This window comes from Arachidicoccus ginsenosidivorans (assembly GCF_007971385.1).
GTDB lineage: Bacteria > Bacteroidota > Bacteroidia > Chitinophagales > Chitinophagaceae > Arachidicoccus > Arachidicoccus ginsenosidivorans.
In genome coordinates this window covers 3,234,404-3,249,490 of the sequence record NZ_CP042434.1, presented here as the reverse complement: position 1 = coordinate 3,249,490, position 15,087 = coordinate 3,234,404, and the positions used below count along the sequence as shown (strand labels likewise).

At 42.2% G+C, this 15,087-nt stretch carries 10 protein-coding genes and 1 pseudogene; 6 read left to right on the top strand and 5 right to left on the bottom strand.

Features of this window, described 5'->3' with window-relative positions:
• Positions 1-63: 63 nt before the first annotated feature.
• The 4 genes from FSB73_RS12995 to FSB73_RS12980 all read right to left on the bottom strand — a co-directional run bounded on the left by FSB73_RS12995 (position 64) and on the right by FSB73_RS12980 (position 7,528).
• Complete coding sequence (locus FSB73_RS12995; RefSeq protein WP_146782881.1) at positions 64-2,454, bottom strand: ABC transporter permease; 2,391 nt, start codon at positions 2,452-2,454, stop codon at positions 64-66.
• Positions 2,455-2,784: 330 nt separating this feature from the next.
• Entirely contained in the window at positions 2,785-5,964 is a 3,180-nt protein-coding gene (gene secDF, locus FSB73_RS12990; protein WP_146782878.1) for a protein translocase subunit SecDF, read from the bottom strand.
• 413 nt (positions 5,965-6,377) lie between these two features.
• Positions 6,378-7,010 (bottom strand): FKBP-type peptidyl-prolyl cis-trans isomerase, encoded by a 633-nt coding sequence (locus FSB73_RS12985; RefSeq protein ID WP_146782875.1) that lies wholly within the window; start codon positions 7,008-7,010, stop codon positions 6,378-6,380.
• Positions 7,011-7,102: 92 nt separating this feature from the next.
• Entirely contained in the window at positions 7,103-7,528 is a 426-nt protein-coding gene (locus tag FSB73_RS12980; RefSeq protein ID WP_192904060.1) for a hypothetical protein, read from the bottom strand.
• A gap of 160 nt (positions 7,529-7,688) precedes the next feature.
• Between FSB73_RS12980 and FSB73_RS12975 the strand changes: the two genes are divergently transcribed.
• The 6 genes and pseudogenes from FSB73_RS12975 (at position 7,689) to FSB73_RS12950 (ending at position 14,292) form a co-directional block, all read left to right on the top strand.
• Positions 7,689-8,558: a hypothetical protein gene (locus FSB73_RS12975; protein ID WP_146782872.1), complete on the top strand. Its 870-nt coding sequence runs from the start codon at positions 7,689-7,691 to the stop codon at positions 8,556-8,558.
• A gap of 486 nt (positions 8,559-9,044) precedes the next feature.
• The gene (locus FSB73_RS12970) at positions 9,045-9,326 is read left to right on the top strand and encodes a co-chaperone GroES (RefSeq protein WP_146782869.1); all 282 of its coding nucleotides are present in this window, start codon (positions 9,045-9,047) and stop codon (positions 9,324-9,326) included.
• 50 nt (positions 9,327-9,376) lie between these two features.
• A pseudogene (gene groL / locus FSB73_RS12965) lies at positions 9,377-11,010 on the top strand (chaperonin GroEL).
• Between the two features lie 401 nt (positions 11,011-11,411).
• Positions 11,412-12,677: a T9SS ring complex lipoprotein PorK/GldK gene (porK, locus tag FSB73_RS12960; protein WP_146782866.1), complete on the top strand. Its 1,266-nt coding sequence runs from the start codon at positions 11,412-11,414 to the stop codon at positions 12,675-12,677.
• A 65-nt stretch (positions 12,678-12,742) separates the two neighbouring features.
• Positions 12,743-13,864 (top strand): type IX secretion system ring subunit PorN/GldN, encoded by a 1,122-nt coding sequence (gene porN, locus FSB73_RS12955; RefSeq protein ID WP_146782863.1) that lies wholly within the window; start codon positions 12,743-12,745, stop codon positions 13,862-13,864.
• Positions 13,865-14,013: 149 nt separating this feature from the next.
• Positions 14,014-14,292 (top strand): Sec-independent protein translocase subunit TatA/TatB, encoded by a 279-nt coding sequence (locus FSB73_RS12950; protein ID WP_146782860.1) that lies wholly within the window; start codon positions 14,014-14,016, stop codon positions 14,290-14,292.
• A gap of 75 nt (positions 14,293-14,367) precedes the next feature.
• Here FSB73_RS12950 and FSB73_RS12945 read toward each other — a convergent pair whose 3' ends face one another.
• A complete protein-coding gene (locus tag FSB73_RS12945; RefSeq protein ID WP_146782858.1) occupies positions 14,368-15,036 on the bottom strand; it encodes a DUF6624 domain-containing protein in 669 nt (222 codons plus the stop codon).
• Between the last annotated feature and the right edge of the window lie 51 nt (positions 15,037-15,087).

Here is a 15,087-nt window from a genome sequence, read left to right as displayed (position 1 = left end):
TGTTTTTGATAGTAGACTGCCGAAAAAGACCAATATATCATCAAATTAATTCAGCTTTGACAACTATTCAGATTTTAGACTCCTTACCGGATTAGCGCGCGCCGCTTTAACAGTTTGAAAGCCAATTGTTACCAATGCTATTAGGATGGCAGAAACTCCGGCCACCAAAAAGGTCCACCATTTAATCTCCACCCTATATTGATAATTCTGCAACCAACTGCGCATAACCAATCCAGCAATTGGGAAAGCAATCAGACAGGCGATGGCAATTAGTTTTAAAAAATCCTTAGACAATAATAACGCAATGCCACGAACACTCGCACCAAATACCTTTCGGATGCCTATTTCCTTAATTCTTCTTTCGGCTGTAAAAGCCGCTAGTCCAAATAATCCAAGACATGAAATCACAATGGCCAGTGCTGCAAATACCCTGGATAATTTACTAATCAGCCTTTCACCTAAAAGCATCTGATTAAACTGATCGTCCACAAACTGATACTTAAAGGGATACTCGGGATTATATCGCTTCATGACAGACTGCATAAAAGCCAGGCTCTTTGTCAAATCTGCCCTGGATTTTAAACGGGCATACATAAATAGCGCACTGGCAGGTCGGCCATAATAAAATATGACCGGATCGGATTTTCCATACATATCGCCATAGACATAATCATGTACGACACCCACCACCTGGGCCGCTATGCCACTGGTATCGCCTTGATCCCAAATCTTTTTCCCCAAGGCACTTCCACTACCCATCAACTTTTCCAAGGACTGGGTGATGACAATACCGATCGTCTTATTAACGACAGCACTATCTTTTGCAGCCAGATCTCTGCCTTCCAATAGCTTAATCCCCGAAGTATTAAAAAAGTCTTTACTTACATATCGCTGCGAAATTAAGATTTGCGCTTCCGTCGTTTTGCCTTTCCACATAAGACTACCCGTATTATTGCCGCTATAAATGGTCTGGTGATCACTTAGGGCTACATTTTCAAAATAGCCGGATGCCAATAAGTCTTGTTTTATAGCGTCATAGTTTTTTGCAACATCCCCCTGAACATCTATCTGTAACAAGTTACTTTTATTGAAACCCAGGTTCCTGCTTTTTACACGCTGTATTTGCTGATAAACAATGATGGTGCAAATAATTAAAATAATGGAGGCCGTAAACTGTAATACGACCAAGCCCTTGCGGATCCATTCAACACTTTTGGTTTTCGATTTTAAGCCTTTTAGCACCTCCACCGGGTCGAATGAAGATAAATAAAGCGCGGGGTAGCTACCCGCTGCCAAACCACATATAAGCGTTATAATTAGTAGGACAACTATATGTATGGGGTTGCTTAAACCAAGTGAAAGATGCTTTTCCACCAATAAATTAAAGGCAGGCAGGGTAAGAAAGACTATAACCACCGCCGTTAATGCCGCCAAAAATGCCATCAATACGGCTTCCCCAATAAAATTGAAAATGAGATTTCGTCGGAAGGCCCCCAGGGTTTTTCTGACACCGACCTCTTTTGCCCTTTTCTCACTTCTTGCCGTGGAAAGGTTCATAAAGTTAATACAAGCAATCAGCAGGATAATGGCTGCAATTATTGTAAATAAACGTATATATTCAATACGGCCACCACCTGTCTGAACACCATTGTCAAATTGATCTCGCAGATGCCAATCATTCATACTGAATAAAAAAGGCCGCGCAATGGACGTAGGATCTCTTTGCTGAATAAAATTATATAACCTTTTATTGACAGCAGCCGCGCTAACGCCAGGCTTCAATTCTACATATGTACTCAAGGAACTATTTCCCCAGCGATGCAGGTATGGATTGCTTTGGAAAAAAATCTTGAATGGAGCGACCCATTCAAAATTTAAAGATGCGTTTTGGGGAATATCCTTTAGTACTCCTGTAATTACATAATCGGTTTTGCCATCCACCCGCACAGTTTTGCCGATCGCCTTATCTTTTTCGCTCCCAAAGAATTTTTTAGCTGTTTTCTCCGTGATGACTATTGAATGCAACTCACTAAAAGCATTTGCTCCACTCCCTTGCACAAACGGTAAAGTAAACATGTTGAACAAGGAGGGTTCAGCATATATGCCGGAGGCATACATAGACTTATCCCCTATTGTAAAAAGAAGCTGTTTGCTGCCTTCGGAGGTGCGGCAGGTATTGGCGATTCCTGGAATTTCCTTTTGAATGGCGGGCCCAAGTAAACCGGGCGTTGAACTAAAAGTAGTCGTATAAGTGTTGTATTTCTGATTTTCCCGCACAAAATATAACTGATCCTTTTTCGTATTAAAATCATCCCAATGCAGTTCATTTTCCACCCATAAAAATATCATGGCTGCACAGGAAATGCCGATGGCCAATCCAAGAATATTAATGATTGAGAAAAACTTATTGTTTTTCAGGCGGCGCCAAGCTGTTTTAAAATAATTCAATAGCATAAAAAGACATTTGGATAGATATTTTAATCCGTCATTTATAATTAACCGCGAAATACCCTTTACGGAAGCGTTCCCCAAAAAGGGAAACTACAAAGATTAAGCAGCAAATATGCTAGAATAACAACTAAATGATTTACAATAAATTACAAAATCACCCTTTCCAGTCAGTGTGCCAAAAGCGAACAAATAGTGTTCGCTTTTGGCACACTGACTGGAAAGAGCTGCTCCCTATATAACGCAAGCAGCCCCGTTCAGTAAAACCTGAACGGGGCTGCTTTAATTTGTATCTCGTAGCACCCCTGAAAGAGAAGCTCCAGGGCGCTTTATGTACTATTTGATCTCTTTAGGATGCAATTTTTCGTGATGCTTGCGCTCCATAACTGAGTGATCTTTTACTTTTCCTAGTGGTTTGTCTTTGGCGAAGTCGATCAGGATCGGCGCCGCAACAAAAATAGAAGAATAAGTACCAGTCAGTACACCAATCAGCATGGCAAAGGCAAATCCTCTGACCACTTCGCCACCAAAGATAAACAGGATCAGGATACTTAAGAACACGGTCAGAGAGGTCATGATCGTACGGCTTAAGGTTTCATTGATCGCTTTATTGATGATGGTTTCTTTATCCAGCGTATGCAGGATACCGGCATCTTCACGGATACGGTCATACACAATCACCGTGTCATTCATGGAGAAACCAATTACCGTCAGTACCGCCGCAATAAAGTGCTGGTCGATTTCCAGTGGGAATGGTACAATATTTCTGAAGAAACTAAATACAATCAGGGTCACTAACACGTCATGCAACAAGGATACGATGGTACCCAAAGAGAAACGCCAGTCCCTGAACCTGATAAAGATATACAGACAGATCACAATGATCGCAAAGACCGTTGCCTTCGTGGCACCCGCTTTCAGATCTTTGGAGATCGTTGGCAGCACCGTTTGTGAACTCTGAATATACGTATTCTTAAAGCTGGCAAAGGTGGTAGCAGGCGGCAAGTAAGGCTGCAGACCTTTATACAGAATCTGTTCGACTTTTGCATCTACATCTTTACCGGTCTCATGGATCAGATAAGAAGTCGTGATATTCAACTGTTCCGGAACATTAACGGTTTTAATGATCGGGGATTCTTTGAACAGGGCTTTCAAATCATCTCTTACATTATCCTGATTAGGGGCTTTTTCAAACTTAACTGTATAGCTACGTCCACCGGAGAATTCTACCCCTTCGTTAAAACCATTGAAGAAGGAACCTACTCCCAATAGCACCACAAATATGGAGATGATGTAAGCAACCTTGCGATATTTTACAAAAGGAATCGCACGGTGAGAGAAGACGATTTTGGATATTTTGGTAAAATATTTAAAGTGTCTTTGTTTGTTGGTATAAATATCTGACACCAGGCGAGACACCAGGATACCGCAGAATAAGGACAACAGGATACCGATAATCTGCGTAGTGGCAAATCCGAGTACAGGTCCTAAACCAAAGTAAAACAAGATACAGGCTGTCAGCAAAGTCGTTACGTGAGCATCCAATACTGGCGCATAGGAACGCTTATACCCGTCTTCCACCGCATGGAGGTACCCCTTGCCTCGGACAAGTTCCTCCTTGATACGCTCAAAGATAATTACGTTGGTGTCCACCGCCATACCGACCGTCAGTACCAGGGCCGCAATACCCGGCGCCGTCAGTGTAAAGCCTAACGAGCAAAGCACGCCTATGGTAAAGAGCAGGTTCAGGGTAAGGGCAATATTGGCAATCCAGCCAGCTGAATTAAAATATAACAGCATTAAAGCAAAGATGACCACAAAGGACAATCCAAAGGAGATCATACCACCTGTTACTGCCGCCTGACCAAGTGTAGGTCCAACGATCTGCTCCTGTACAATTTTAGCAGGTGCCGGTAATTTACCGGATTCCAGGATATTGGCCATATCCTGCGCTTCTGCTACAGTGTAATTACCAGAAATCTGGGAATTACCACCAGAGATTTCTCCATTTACGTTAGGAGCACTATACACAATATTATCCAGAACAATCGCAATGGGTTTACCCACATTCTTTTTGGTCATGTCTGCCCAAATGCGGGATCCAGACTCGTCCATTTTCATATTCACTACGACCTGTCCCATTTGGTCATTACCTTGGCTGGCGTCAGTGACGTGGTCACCTTCCAGTCTAGCCTGACCATTGTCCAGGGTTTTAATAGCAAATAACTGTAGGATACCGTTCATTTTAGTATCCTTCTCATCTGGTTTGCCATACATAAAGACCAGATTGGAAGGGAATGCCGCTTTAACGATATCGCTCTGCAATAATTTATTCAGTTTAGCCGTGTCAGACTTGCTGATCATGCCAATATAGGAAGGATAACGAACGTGACCTTGTTCATCCTGGTAAGGACGTGCAATATCCAGGAACATGGAGCTGAACGGATATTTTTCGCGGATCAGTTTAGCGCTGTCAACAGCGCCACTGGCTGTTTTGTCGGCTGCTGCAAAAGTCGCATTCGTATCTTTAGCTGTATTTTCAAGGGCAGATAAAGAGGTATTGCCGGTATCTGCTTTAGCAGTCGCTGTAGCAGCAGGCTGCACAGCAGCTGCCTTCTGTGCAGTTGTAGCTGTAGCTGTATCTTCTTTGCTTGTATTGACACCTACTTTGGAGAGTAAGCCATCGACTTTTTGAATATCCTGACTGATATCAGAGATATTATATACTTCAAAGAATTGCAGATTGGCAGTTGATTGCAGGTAATGACGCACACGTTCTGCATCATTTACACCCGCCAGTTCGATCGTAATGATTCCTTTCGCTTCGTCCGGATTGATGGTCGGGGAAGAAAGGCCAAAACGGTCAATACGTGTTCTTAAGATTTTATAAGTATTGGTAAAAGCAGCTTTTGCCTGTTTACGCAAATAAAGCAGTACCTGATCGTCCGTAGACTCATAGGTCAGCTCTTTATTACTTTTTTGTGCAAAGAAAGGCGCCAGTTTCTTACCATTGCTGACCTTTTTCCATTGCTCAGCGAATAGAGAGATATAATCAGTATTGTCATTGGCCTTGATGGCTTTTGCCTGATCAATAGCCTGATTGATAGAAGGATCCTTTGTGTAATTGGACAAAGCGTGTACCAACCCGTCCAGACCGACTTCCATGGTGACACTCATCCCACCTTGCAGATCCAGCCCCAACATCAGTTCACTGTTTTTGGCTTTCTGGTAGGTTGTCATACCAAAGGGTCCGATTTTGGAATTACGGGTGCTGTCCAGTAAATGCCTTAATTGGTTTTTCCCAATGATCTCCAGTGAGTCAGCATATAATTTTTGCTGTTCCAGATTACCGGCATATTTTTGTTCAGGCGTAGCGTAATTGGCTTTTACCCAGGCATTTGCCTTATTTTCCATTTTGTTTTCATGGCTGTGCACCATCCAGGTGAAGGAGAGCTGATAAATACAAATCAGCACCAAAGCCACGGTAAAGAAACGTACTAATCCTTTTAATTGCATAAAATTCGAAGGGTAATTTGTTTTACTAAATTTGCGCAAAGATAGGGTTTGCGATTGAATTGTGTTAAATAAAAATTATAAGCCATATTTAGCAGGAAATTGCCATATTTAGTGGCTTTCAGCATCAGTCCCTTACCCTGACCCTTCCATTTAACCGCAGACAAGTATTTATAGATGCTTTCAGCGGTTAGTTTTTCCGGCACGCTAAGCTAAGGGATTTCATGCAAAGGATTGCGCATATTCAACAAAATATTAAAAATATTCTGTCTGTGAACTTGAAATATTGCTTTTATAACCCTTTGTTGAAAATCCCACCTAACTTGACACACCAAAGCAAAATGGCCGGTTCAGGTTACTGACCGGCCATTTTGCTTTATGACAACCACGCTCAATCTAATTGAAAGCGGTTTTAATTATTTGCCATAGGTCGTTTTTACAAACCCTACTACTTTGATATCAAAATACAGCGGTGAGTTAGCAGGTATTCCCTGTTTTGCTACATTACTATACCCATAGGCAGATGGTGTCAAAATACGTAATTCTCCCCCTTTACCTACTTTATTCATTAATAAATACCAAGCAGCCACCAAATTAGGAACCGGCATTAAAACAGGTTCGTCCTGCTTATCAAACACGGTACCGTCTAACAAGGTACCGACATAAGTAACGGAGGCATACAAAGTGCTGTCCGTATAAGTATTATAAAGTTGTGTGGTACCACCGATTGCTCCGCCAATTGCCGCATCAGAGGTATCAACGCTACCTTGGGTCATTTCACCGGACGTCACTACTTCAAAATATAAATATGGTGCGGAAGCAGTTGCTAATTTAAATGTCTGCGATGACTGATCAAAACTATAATAGGAATAGTCATTAGACTGTGTTGCAAGATTATAGCCAGTCGAATCTATAAAAGCCTCTAAAGCAGGAGCTTCTGCAGCTGGATCTACCGGAGGCACATAATCAGGGGTGTCATTTTTCAGACAAGAACTCATTACTACACACATTGCGGCCACCATGCTGACCGACATTAGGAATTTTTTCATTGAAGATATTTTTTGAATTTAACACGTATAACGTGTATTGTTAAACAAACGCTACAATATTTATGCTGAAAAGATAAAAAGATTTCAAATAATCACTCTTCATTTAAGGTATCTTTTTTGGGAGTAGATACATTTAATTCATTTTCAATGACTTTTCCTTTTTCAGTGGTATTTGGATTGGGCACTTGAACAGCCGATTCATCCTTATTTTCTCTTTTTAACTTAGCCAAAAGTTCTAAATAGGACTGTTCATTCATTTCCCACTTCTGTTTTTGAGAGAAAATCGAATAGGTAATAGCAATCAGTAGCACAGCAATAATAAGCAACACCGGACTCACATCGGTGGAAAGCTCCATCATCGCCCTTGTATACCAACCACTAAAAACACAGACCAGAATAGCAGCGGAAAAGGAGAGCCCCAAAGGCAGACCTGCCCTGGCCTGACGCAGGAGTTTTTTTTCTTTATCCCGGTTGGCCGCCCAATACTGCAAAAATTTTTCCTGTTCCGGCGTTAACATGGGGCAAAGTTATCCAAACTTTTGTTGGGAAAACGGCAATGTTATATAAATATTACGCAAAAAAATTTAGTACAATTTTACTTTTCTACTGAAAAATGAACTAAACTTGCAAACCATATTGATCGAAATTGAATACAGGAACCTAAAAATTAGGCAAATTTTGAGCTTATCTACGCGCTATATCAGAGAATATCTGGAACTGCATAAAACTGTTACACTGGAAAAGATCGGTACACTCACTTTACCAGATGCCATTACCAAAGACGAGGAAGGCAATATTATCAGTAGTCCAACATTTGTCTATGACAAAAAAGCGGTCACGACGCCGGCGTTTGTAGATTATCTCGCCGAGGTAACTCAAAAATCCCACTCTATTGCCGCCAGCGATCTTGAATATTTCCTGGACCAGACCAGGCAATTGATGAATATCGGTTCCACCCCTTTTGTCATTGAGGGAATGGGCTATATTTATGCAGATAAAAGCGGTTCCTATCAATTAAGTACAGAAAGACTAGAAGTAAGTAAAGAGAAGGAGAAGAAACATTACGAAGATAATTACAGCAACTCCCCTCTTACTTCTGCCACCAATTATGCCAGTCGGAAGGTCAATAAAAGGGTTATCGGTAGATGGGTGCTTATCCTGCTAATTATTGGGGTCATTGTTTACGGAGCCTATTTTATCCCTAAATCCTCGTTTAATTTCCTTAAAGACAGTACAACTGACACAACAGTTATGGCGGACACCCTGGCCAAGGCAAAAACAACACTTCCGTCCGCACCGGCTAAAGAAGTGCGAAAAGATGGAAGTTACCATTTTATTTTCCAGACCTATACGACCAAAGCCCATGCTGAAAAACGCATCGATCAATTAAGAAGCTATGGAAATGTTGTATCCATGGATTCTATAAAGACGCCAACAGGGTATGAATACCGGCTATTTGTGGCTATTGACAACGTGACGCCGACTGATACTACCCGCATGAAAGACAGTCTGCGCTCCTATTATGGGCATGCAGTCACCATTGAATAAAGGTGCTTTCGTTATAATTGAGGCCAATACCTGTCCCGTTCTGCTTAATTTTGTGATTCTTCCCGGTCCTGACGGCTTGAGTTATTATTTCTCTCCGTTACTATTATTAGGATTTGGGAATATAAGCTGGTTTTGCCTTGCTAAACCTTAAAAACAAGTTGATTTTTGTTTGGGTCTCTGCTTGTTTGTTGATTCTAACGACGCTATCCTTCTTTTGATTTTCCCAGATTGCTCAGCAAAACGTTTTAAATAGGTGGCCACCCTGAGAGGTGTGCTGAACTGGTAGATATGCAATTTTGTCACTTCCTTACCGTCATTTCCTGCAATCTGACAATTTTTACCCGCCAAAATGGGTCTTTTGTCTGTCTTTCTAACCAATTAAATGAAATTTTGACCCTTTAGCGGGTAGTGGCAATAAAATTGCTAACCAGTAGTTGTTTGAAAACATAAATTATTCTTATCACAAACCATTAAATACGTAATTCTATGGCAAAAAAATTAAATGTAACCCCGCTGCATGACAGGGTACTTATCCAGCCAGCAGTTGCCGAGACTAAAAGTGCCGGTGGAATCATTATCCCAGACACTGCAAAAGAAAAACCTCAGCGTGGAATTGTTGTCGCTGTAGGTGCTGGTAAAAAAGATGAACCAATGACCGTTAAAGCCGGTGACGCTGTTTTATATGGCAAATATGCTGGTCAGGAACTCGAGTTCGAAGGCAAGCAATATCTGATTATGCGGGAAAGCGATATCGTTGCAATCCTCTAATCAGACTTTTTTATTTAATTTTCGTAAACAATAAAGTTTAATATAGCATTATGGCAAAACAGATCTTTTTTGATATAGACGCCAGGAACAAAATGAAAAAAGGCGTGGATACCCTGGCCAACGCCGTTAAAGTAACCCTGGGACCTAAAGGTCGTAACGTGGTAATTGAAAAAAAATTTGGTGCACCTTCTGTTACCAAGGATGGTGTTACTGTAGCGAAAGAAGTTGAATTAGAAGACGCTATCGAGAACATGGGCGCACAGATGGTTAAAGAAGTTGCTTCCAAAACTGCAGATGTTGCAGGTGATGGTACCACGACTGCAACTGTTCTGGCACAGGCCATTATCGGTGAAGGGCTTAAAACGTCGCTGCTGGAGCCAATCCAATGGATTTGAAACGCGGTATTGATAAGGCCGTTGTGAAAATTGTTGATAATCTGCGTCAGCAGTCTCAGACTGTTGGTAATGACAGCAAAAAAATTGAACAGGTAGCCTCAATTTCTGCCAATAACGATAATGAAATCGGTAAATTGATTGCGCAGGCTTTCTCTAAAGTAGGCAAAGAAGGTGTTATTACTGTAGAAGAAGCTAAAGGCACAGAAACAACCGTAGATGTTGTGGAAGGTATGCAATTTGACCGTGGATATATCTCTGCTTACTTTGTTACCAATACAGAGAAAATGGAAGTAGAGCTGGAAAACCCTTATATCCTGATTTTTGACAAAAAAATCGCCAATTTAAAAGAAATCCTGCCTTTGCTGGAAAAAATCGTTCAATCCTCCGCTTCTTTGCTGATCATTGCAGAAGACCTGGAAGGCGAAGCACTTTCTACACTGGTTGTGAACAAATTACGCGGTCAGCTGAAAGTAGCTGCTGTTAAAGCACCTGGCTTTGGTGACCGTAGAAAAGAAATGCTGCAGGATATCGCTGCTTTAACCGGTGGTACTGTTATTAGCGAAGAACAGGGTATCTCCCTTGAAAATGCTGATTTACCAGCGATGGGCCGTGCGGCTTCTGTGACCATCAACAAAGACAATACAACCATTGTCAACGGTAAAGGTAAAAAAGCAGATATCCAGGCAAGAGTAGCACAAATCAAAGCGCAGCTGGAAAGCTCAACTTCTGACTATGATAAAGAAAAATTACAGGAACGTCTGGCTAAACTGGCCGGCGGTGTGGCTGTTCTTTATGTAGGTGCTGCTACTGAAGTAGAAATGAAAGAAAAGAAAGACCGCGTTGATGATGCACTGCATGCTACACGTGCTGCTGTTCAGGAAGGTATTGTTCCTGGTGGCGGGGTGGCTTACATCCGTGCTACAACTGCGCTGGATAAATTAAAAGGCGCGAATGCAGACGAAACAACCGGTATTGCTATTATTAAACGTGCGATCGAAGAGCCACTGCGTCAGATCGTTAAGAACTGTGGCGTGGAAGGTTCCATCGTGGTACAGACCATTAAAGAAGGCAAAGCAGACTATGGCTTTAACGCCCGCAGCGAGGTCTTCGAACCACTTCTGAAAGCAGGGGTAATTGATCCGACCAAAGTAACGCGTATCGCCCTGGAAAATGCAGCTTCTATTGCCGGCATGTTGCTAACAACAGAATGTGTTATCGCTGACAAGCCAGAACCTAAGACTGCTGCTCCGGCAATGCCTGATCCTTCAATGGGAGGAATGGGTTACTAATATTATAAGTTTAGATAATATTAATAGACAAGTAGCTATTGGCCGCTGTTATCTTTTGGATAATAGCGGCCATTTTATTGGCGGGTAGGACAAAATTTACCATGCTGCTGATCCAGGCCTGCCTCTATTTTTCCTTAGGTCATTAGTATCTTGCGCTGTATCCGCAAGTCTGCACAATAAACAAATTACAATCAGCGTTTTTATAATCAACAGCCAGCACACAGGCGTCCCCTTTGCAGTGCTTCTATTTAGCCCATTAACGACCGTTAAGTGGAAAGGAAAGAAAGCATTGCAATTAGGACAAGCGAATGATGTGCTGTTATTTGCATCAATAAACATTTATTAAATAGGCTTTATTTTAAAAAACACGGCTGGTTTTTAGCCCGCAGTTTTAGACCTATATGACTGAAAATAAAACGAATTTTTTACTGCCTGTCCTCCTGGCACTGGTTGTTCTGGGCGGTTGTAAATCAAATAAAATCAGCGCTTCTGCCTCGGACGATGGCGTGGTGCATGGTATTAAATATGACAAGGTGCCCAAAGGCATGGATTTACCCTCTAATATGGTATATATTCCTACCGGTTCTTTTACGCTGGGAAGTAATGAATCTGGTGGAGCCGGCACAACTAGTGTATCAGTGAACGGCTTTTGGATGGATAAATATGAAGTCACCAATGCGCAGTATCACCAGTTTGTCAATTGGGTTCGTGACTCGACAGCTGCCATGATATTGGGATATGTACATGTGTCTAAAGAAGGAGACACTGCTGTTGACTGGTCCAAGGCTAAAAAGATCAATTACAAGGACGATGATATCCAACAAAGACTCAGTAGTATGATGCTGCCTTCCCAGGATTTGCTCAATGATCAGCCTGAACTAGATCCTTCAAAGCTTATTTATAGAGCAAAAGGGTATGATTTTAACGCTGCAGCCCATCACCCGGATCAGCCAAGGAAAAATTTTATCTATAGCTATGATGTGCCTATTTACCCGGACACACTTGTGTGGATCAAGGATTTTGATTATTCCTATAATGTCTCTATGGCAAGAGACTATTTTGAGAATGCCGCCTATGCCCAGTATCCTGTAGTGGGCGTAAACTGGCGGCAGGCCACTGCCTTTGCTCACTGGCGCACCTATTACCTGAATCAGTATTTGGGTCGCAAAAAACTGGCGCTGCAAAATGCCTACCGGCTGCCCACGGAAGCAGAATATGAATATGCGGCCCGGGGCGGACACAACAATTACCTCTATCCCTGGGGTAATTACCTGAAAAACGCAGAAGGTTGTATGATGGCCAATTTTAAAAACGGTAAAGGTAATTATACAGACGATGGTGCGCTTTACCCTGCCCGGGTGGATAGTTACCTGCCCAACGATTTTGGGCTATTTAATATAGCCGGCAATGTGGCAGAATGGACTGCCACTAGCTATGTAAATGGTTATCAGGCCTATGACAATGATTTTAACCCCAACATTTATATCAACGCAACGGATCAGGACAGTCAGGATAAAAAAAGAAAGACCGTCAGAGGCGGGAGTTGGAAGGATCCGGCTGTAGGCATTCAGGTCAGCGCCAGAAGCTATGAATATATGGACTCTGCCAGATCTTATATCGGGTTCAGATGTGTCATTGATATTCCACCTGGCACCCCAAAAAAATAATATCATTTGTCTAAGCATGGGTGGCTTTAATAATAAAAAAGCTTCCCGCGCCTCAATCAAAGACCATGAACAGATTTAAAAATAGCGCAACAAGCTTAAGATACCGGATTTTATACAAGATTTCCTCCGCTTTTCGTTTTAGCGGACCGCACTTCCGTATAATCCGACCAGCCCTGTGTGCCTGTATGGCAATAGGGATTAATTTAGCAATGGCGCAGCCTTCTGGCGGCAGTGCTTATGAAACTAAAAAGGCGGATACTGCCCGCACACCAATCTCCCCTAATTTTTTCTCTCAGGGAGCCGGTGACAGTCTGCCTGTACAGGTCATTAATAATGGACCGGAACTGCCACAGGGGAAAATGCCGTTACGTAATGATTTCCCTTATCAGCAAGCACCTTACCAACAAAGCAATGCATTACCTTATCCAAAGGTCAGGCAGGAAAATATTTCTTTTAATGTGCGTGTCTGGGAGAATATTGATACCCGTAAACCTGGCAACCGCCATATAATGTATGCGCTGGATGATTTTGGGGCTCATCAACTCATTACGCTCATGCTAAAAGCCATTAATGAAGGCAAGATTACCGCTTTTAATGCAGAAGATGACCGTTTTACGACACCCATGACGCCCGATCAGGTTAAGGAATCTATGGGTAACGGCCTGGACACTTCGGCCGTGTATGATCTGGAGGGCAATATCTCGGGTTATCAGGTTCGCTCTAAAAGTATTGATCTGGACTCTGTCTTTACTTTCTGTTTGAAAGAAGACTGGTTTTATGATAAGAGTTATGGAAAAATGATGGTCCGGATTCTGGGTATCGCCCCTATCGTGCCTTATAAGCTTTCTACCGGAGAGGTCATTCCACATAGTGAACACGCGCTGTTCTGGTTATATTTTCCGGATCTGCGGTCTCTTATGACCAAATATAAGGCTTATGACAATGGCGCCACCGGCACAAAAATACCCTTTAATGAACTCTTTGATCTCAGAGAATTTAGTGGTCAGATGGTAAAATCAGATTATCAGAACCCAGGAGAAATCCCCTGGAATATCCTGATGCCGGATTTGGATGAGCAAAAGGCCACCGCAGAGAAGATTTGGCAACTCATTGATAATTATGGCACGGATAAATACCATATGATCTCCGAAACCTTACCAGAATCTGGCAGAAGAAGACGTAAATAAGTCCCGCAGACCTTTAATCCTTCCTTACCTGTTTAAAGGCTTTTAAGGGATTTTTTAGCCCGGTTGGCCTTAACCCGCTAGATTCTGCTATCTTTGCCCGCAGGCAGGTTGTTTATTATGACAGCTTCCTTTATTAAAATTATAATATCATGGGGGAAATAGGACCTAAGGAACTCTTACTGATCGCCATCGTCATCTTACTATTATTTGGCACAAAAAAACTGCCTGAACTCATGCGGGGGTTGGGCAAAGGCTTCAAGACATTTAATGACGGCAAAAACTCCGTAATGGAAGAGATGGACAGTATCAAAAAGCCAATGAACGTGGTTAAAAATCCAATCGGTGCCGCCAAAAAAGAAATGCTGTCTTCCATGAAATCCAGCATCACCGATGTGGATCATGAACCGGTGGAGAAAAAAGGCGCCTAATATACACTTTATACGCACCTGCTAAGGTGGGGTTAAGATACGATGTACCTACTTAAATCTATTTTTAAGGCTAATCTAATCTGGCCGGTTCACAAATTCCAGATAAACGGCCAGTGAATCCATACCCAGGGCTGCCATTCTTTTATCTGCGGCTACCTTTCCTCCTATAATTGCAAAAGGAACAAATTTATTTTGCTGTTGATCGAAATAACACTGCGTTCCATAGTACTGCCTTTTACTTTGCAAAAGCGTTACCCGGTCCTTTAACAAGGCGTAATCGTTCGGTGGTAATGCCCTCATTTTTACACTTTGGTAAATTAAAGGCAAGAATTTTACCTGATGCAGCGAATCGCTGTGTTGAATCACCAAAAAAATAGTGGATTTAGCCTGATCGTAAAGTTCCATCAGTTGCTGCCAGCCGTAGCGTTTATTAAGCGCTTCAATAGCAAGCATATTACACTGGTCTTGAGCATTTTGCCGGGCCCAAAGGGAATCATAAGCTGTTTGCATACTGTCATGCCAGTGTTGATCCATATACACCAGGCGTTCTCTAAGTGCCTGATCTTTAATGGCCATGCTGTCAAGTTGAATGGTGACTTCATTTTTATCAAAGTGCTGCGCTAATAATAAATAAGGTGCTGCTCCTAAAAATAGAAGTATGATTACCCGCAAGCCAAGAAGCGCTGGCATCATTTTTAACCAACCATGCTGTTTACTTTTACCGTTTGTTTTTAGGCGTTCCATAAAACCTTTTGTGTTCAACGTTGGGAAGTCAGGCCAGGGTATCTGGTTATC

Coding starts and splice junctions, on each gene's coding strand:
- FSB73_RS12945 (WP_146782858.1), bottom strand. CDS start 15,036: ATGGAACGCCTAAAAACAAACGGTAAAAGTAAACAGCATGGTTGGTTA.
- FSB73_RS12950 (WP_146782860.1), top strand. CDS start 14,014: ATGGGGGAAATAGGACCTAAGGAACTCTTACTGATCGCCATCGTCATC.
- porN (WP_146782863.1), top strand. CDS start 12,743: ATGAACAGATTTAAAAATAGCGCAACAAGCTTAAGATACCGGATTTTA.
- FSB73_RS12985 (WP_146782875.1), bottom strand. CDS start 7,010: ATGAAAAAATTCCTAATGTCGGTCAGCATGGTGGCCGCAATGTGTGTA.
- FSB73_RS12980 (WP_192904060.1), bottom strand. CDS start 7,528: ATGTTAACGCCGGAACAGGAAAAATTTTTGCAGTATTGGGCGGCCAAC.
- secDF (WP_146782878.1), bottom strand. CDS start 5,964: ATGCAATTAAAAGGATTAGTACGTTTCTTTACCGTGGCTTTGGTGCTG.
- FSB73_RS12970 (WP_146782869.1), top strand. CDS start 9,045: ATGGCAAAAAAATTAAATGTAACCCCGCTGCATGACAGGGTACTTATC.
- porK (WP_146782866.1), top strand. CDS start 11,412: ATGACTGAAAATAAAACGAATTTTTTACTGCCTGTCCTCCTGGCACTG.
- FSB73_RS12995 (WP_146782881.1), bottom strand. CDS start 2,454: ATGCTATTGAATTATTTTAAAACAGCTTGGCGCCGCCTGAAAAACAAT.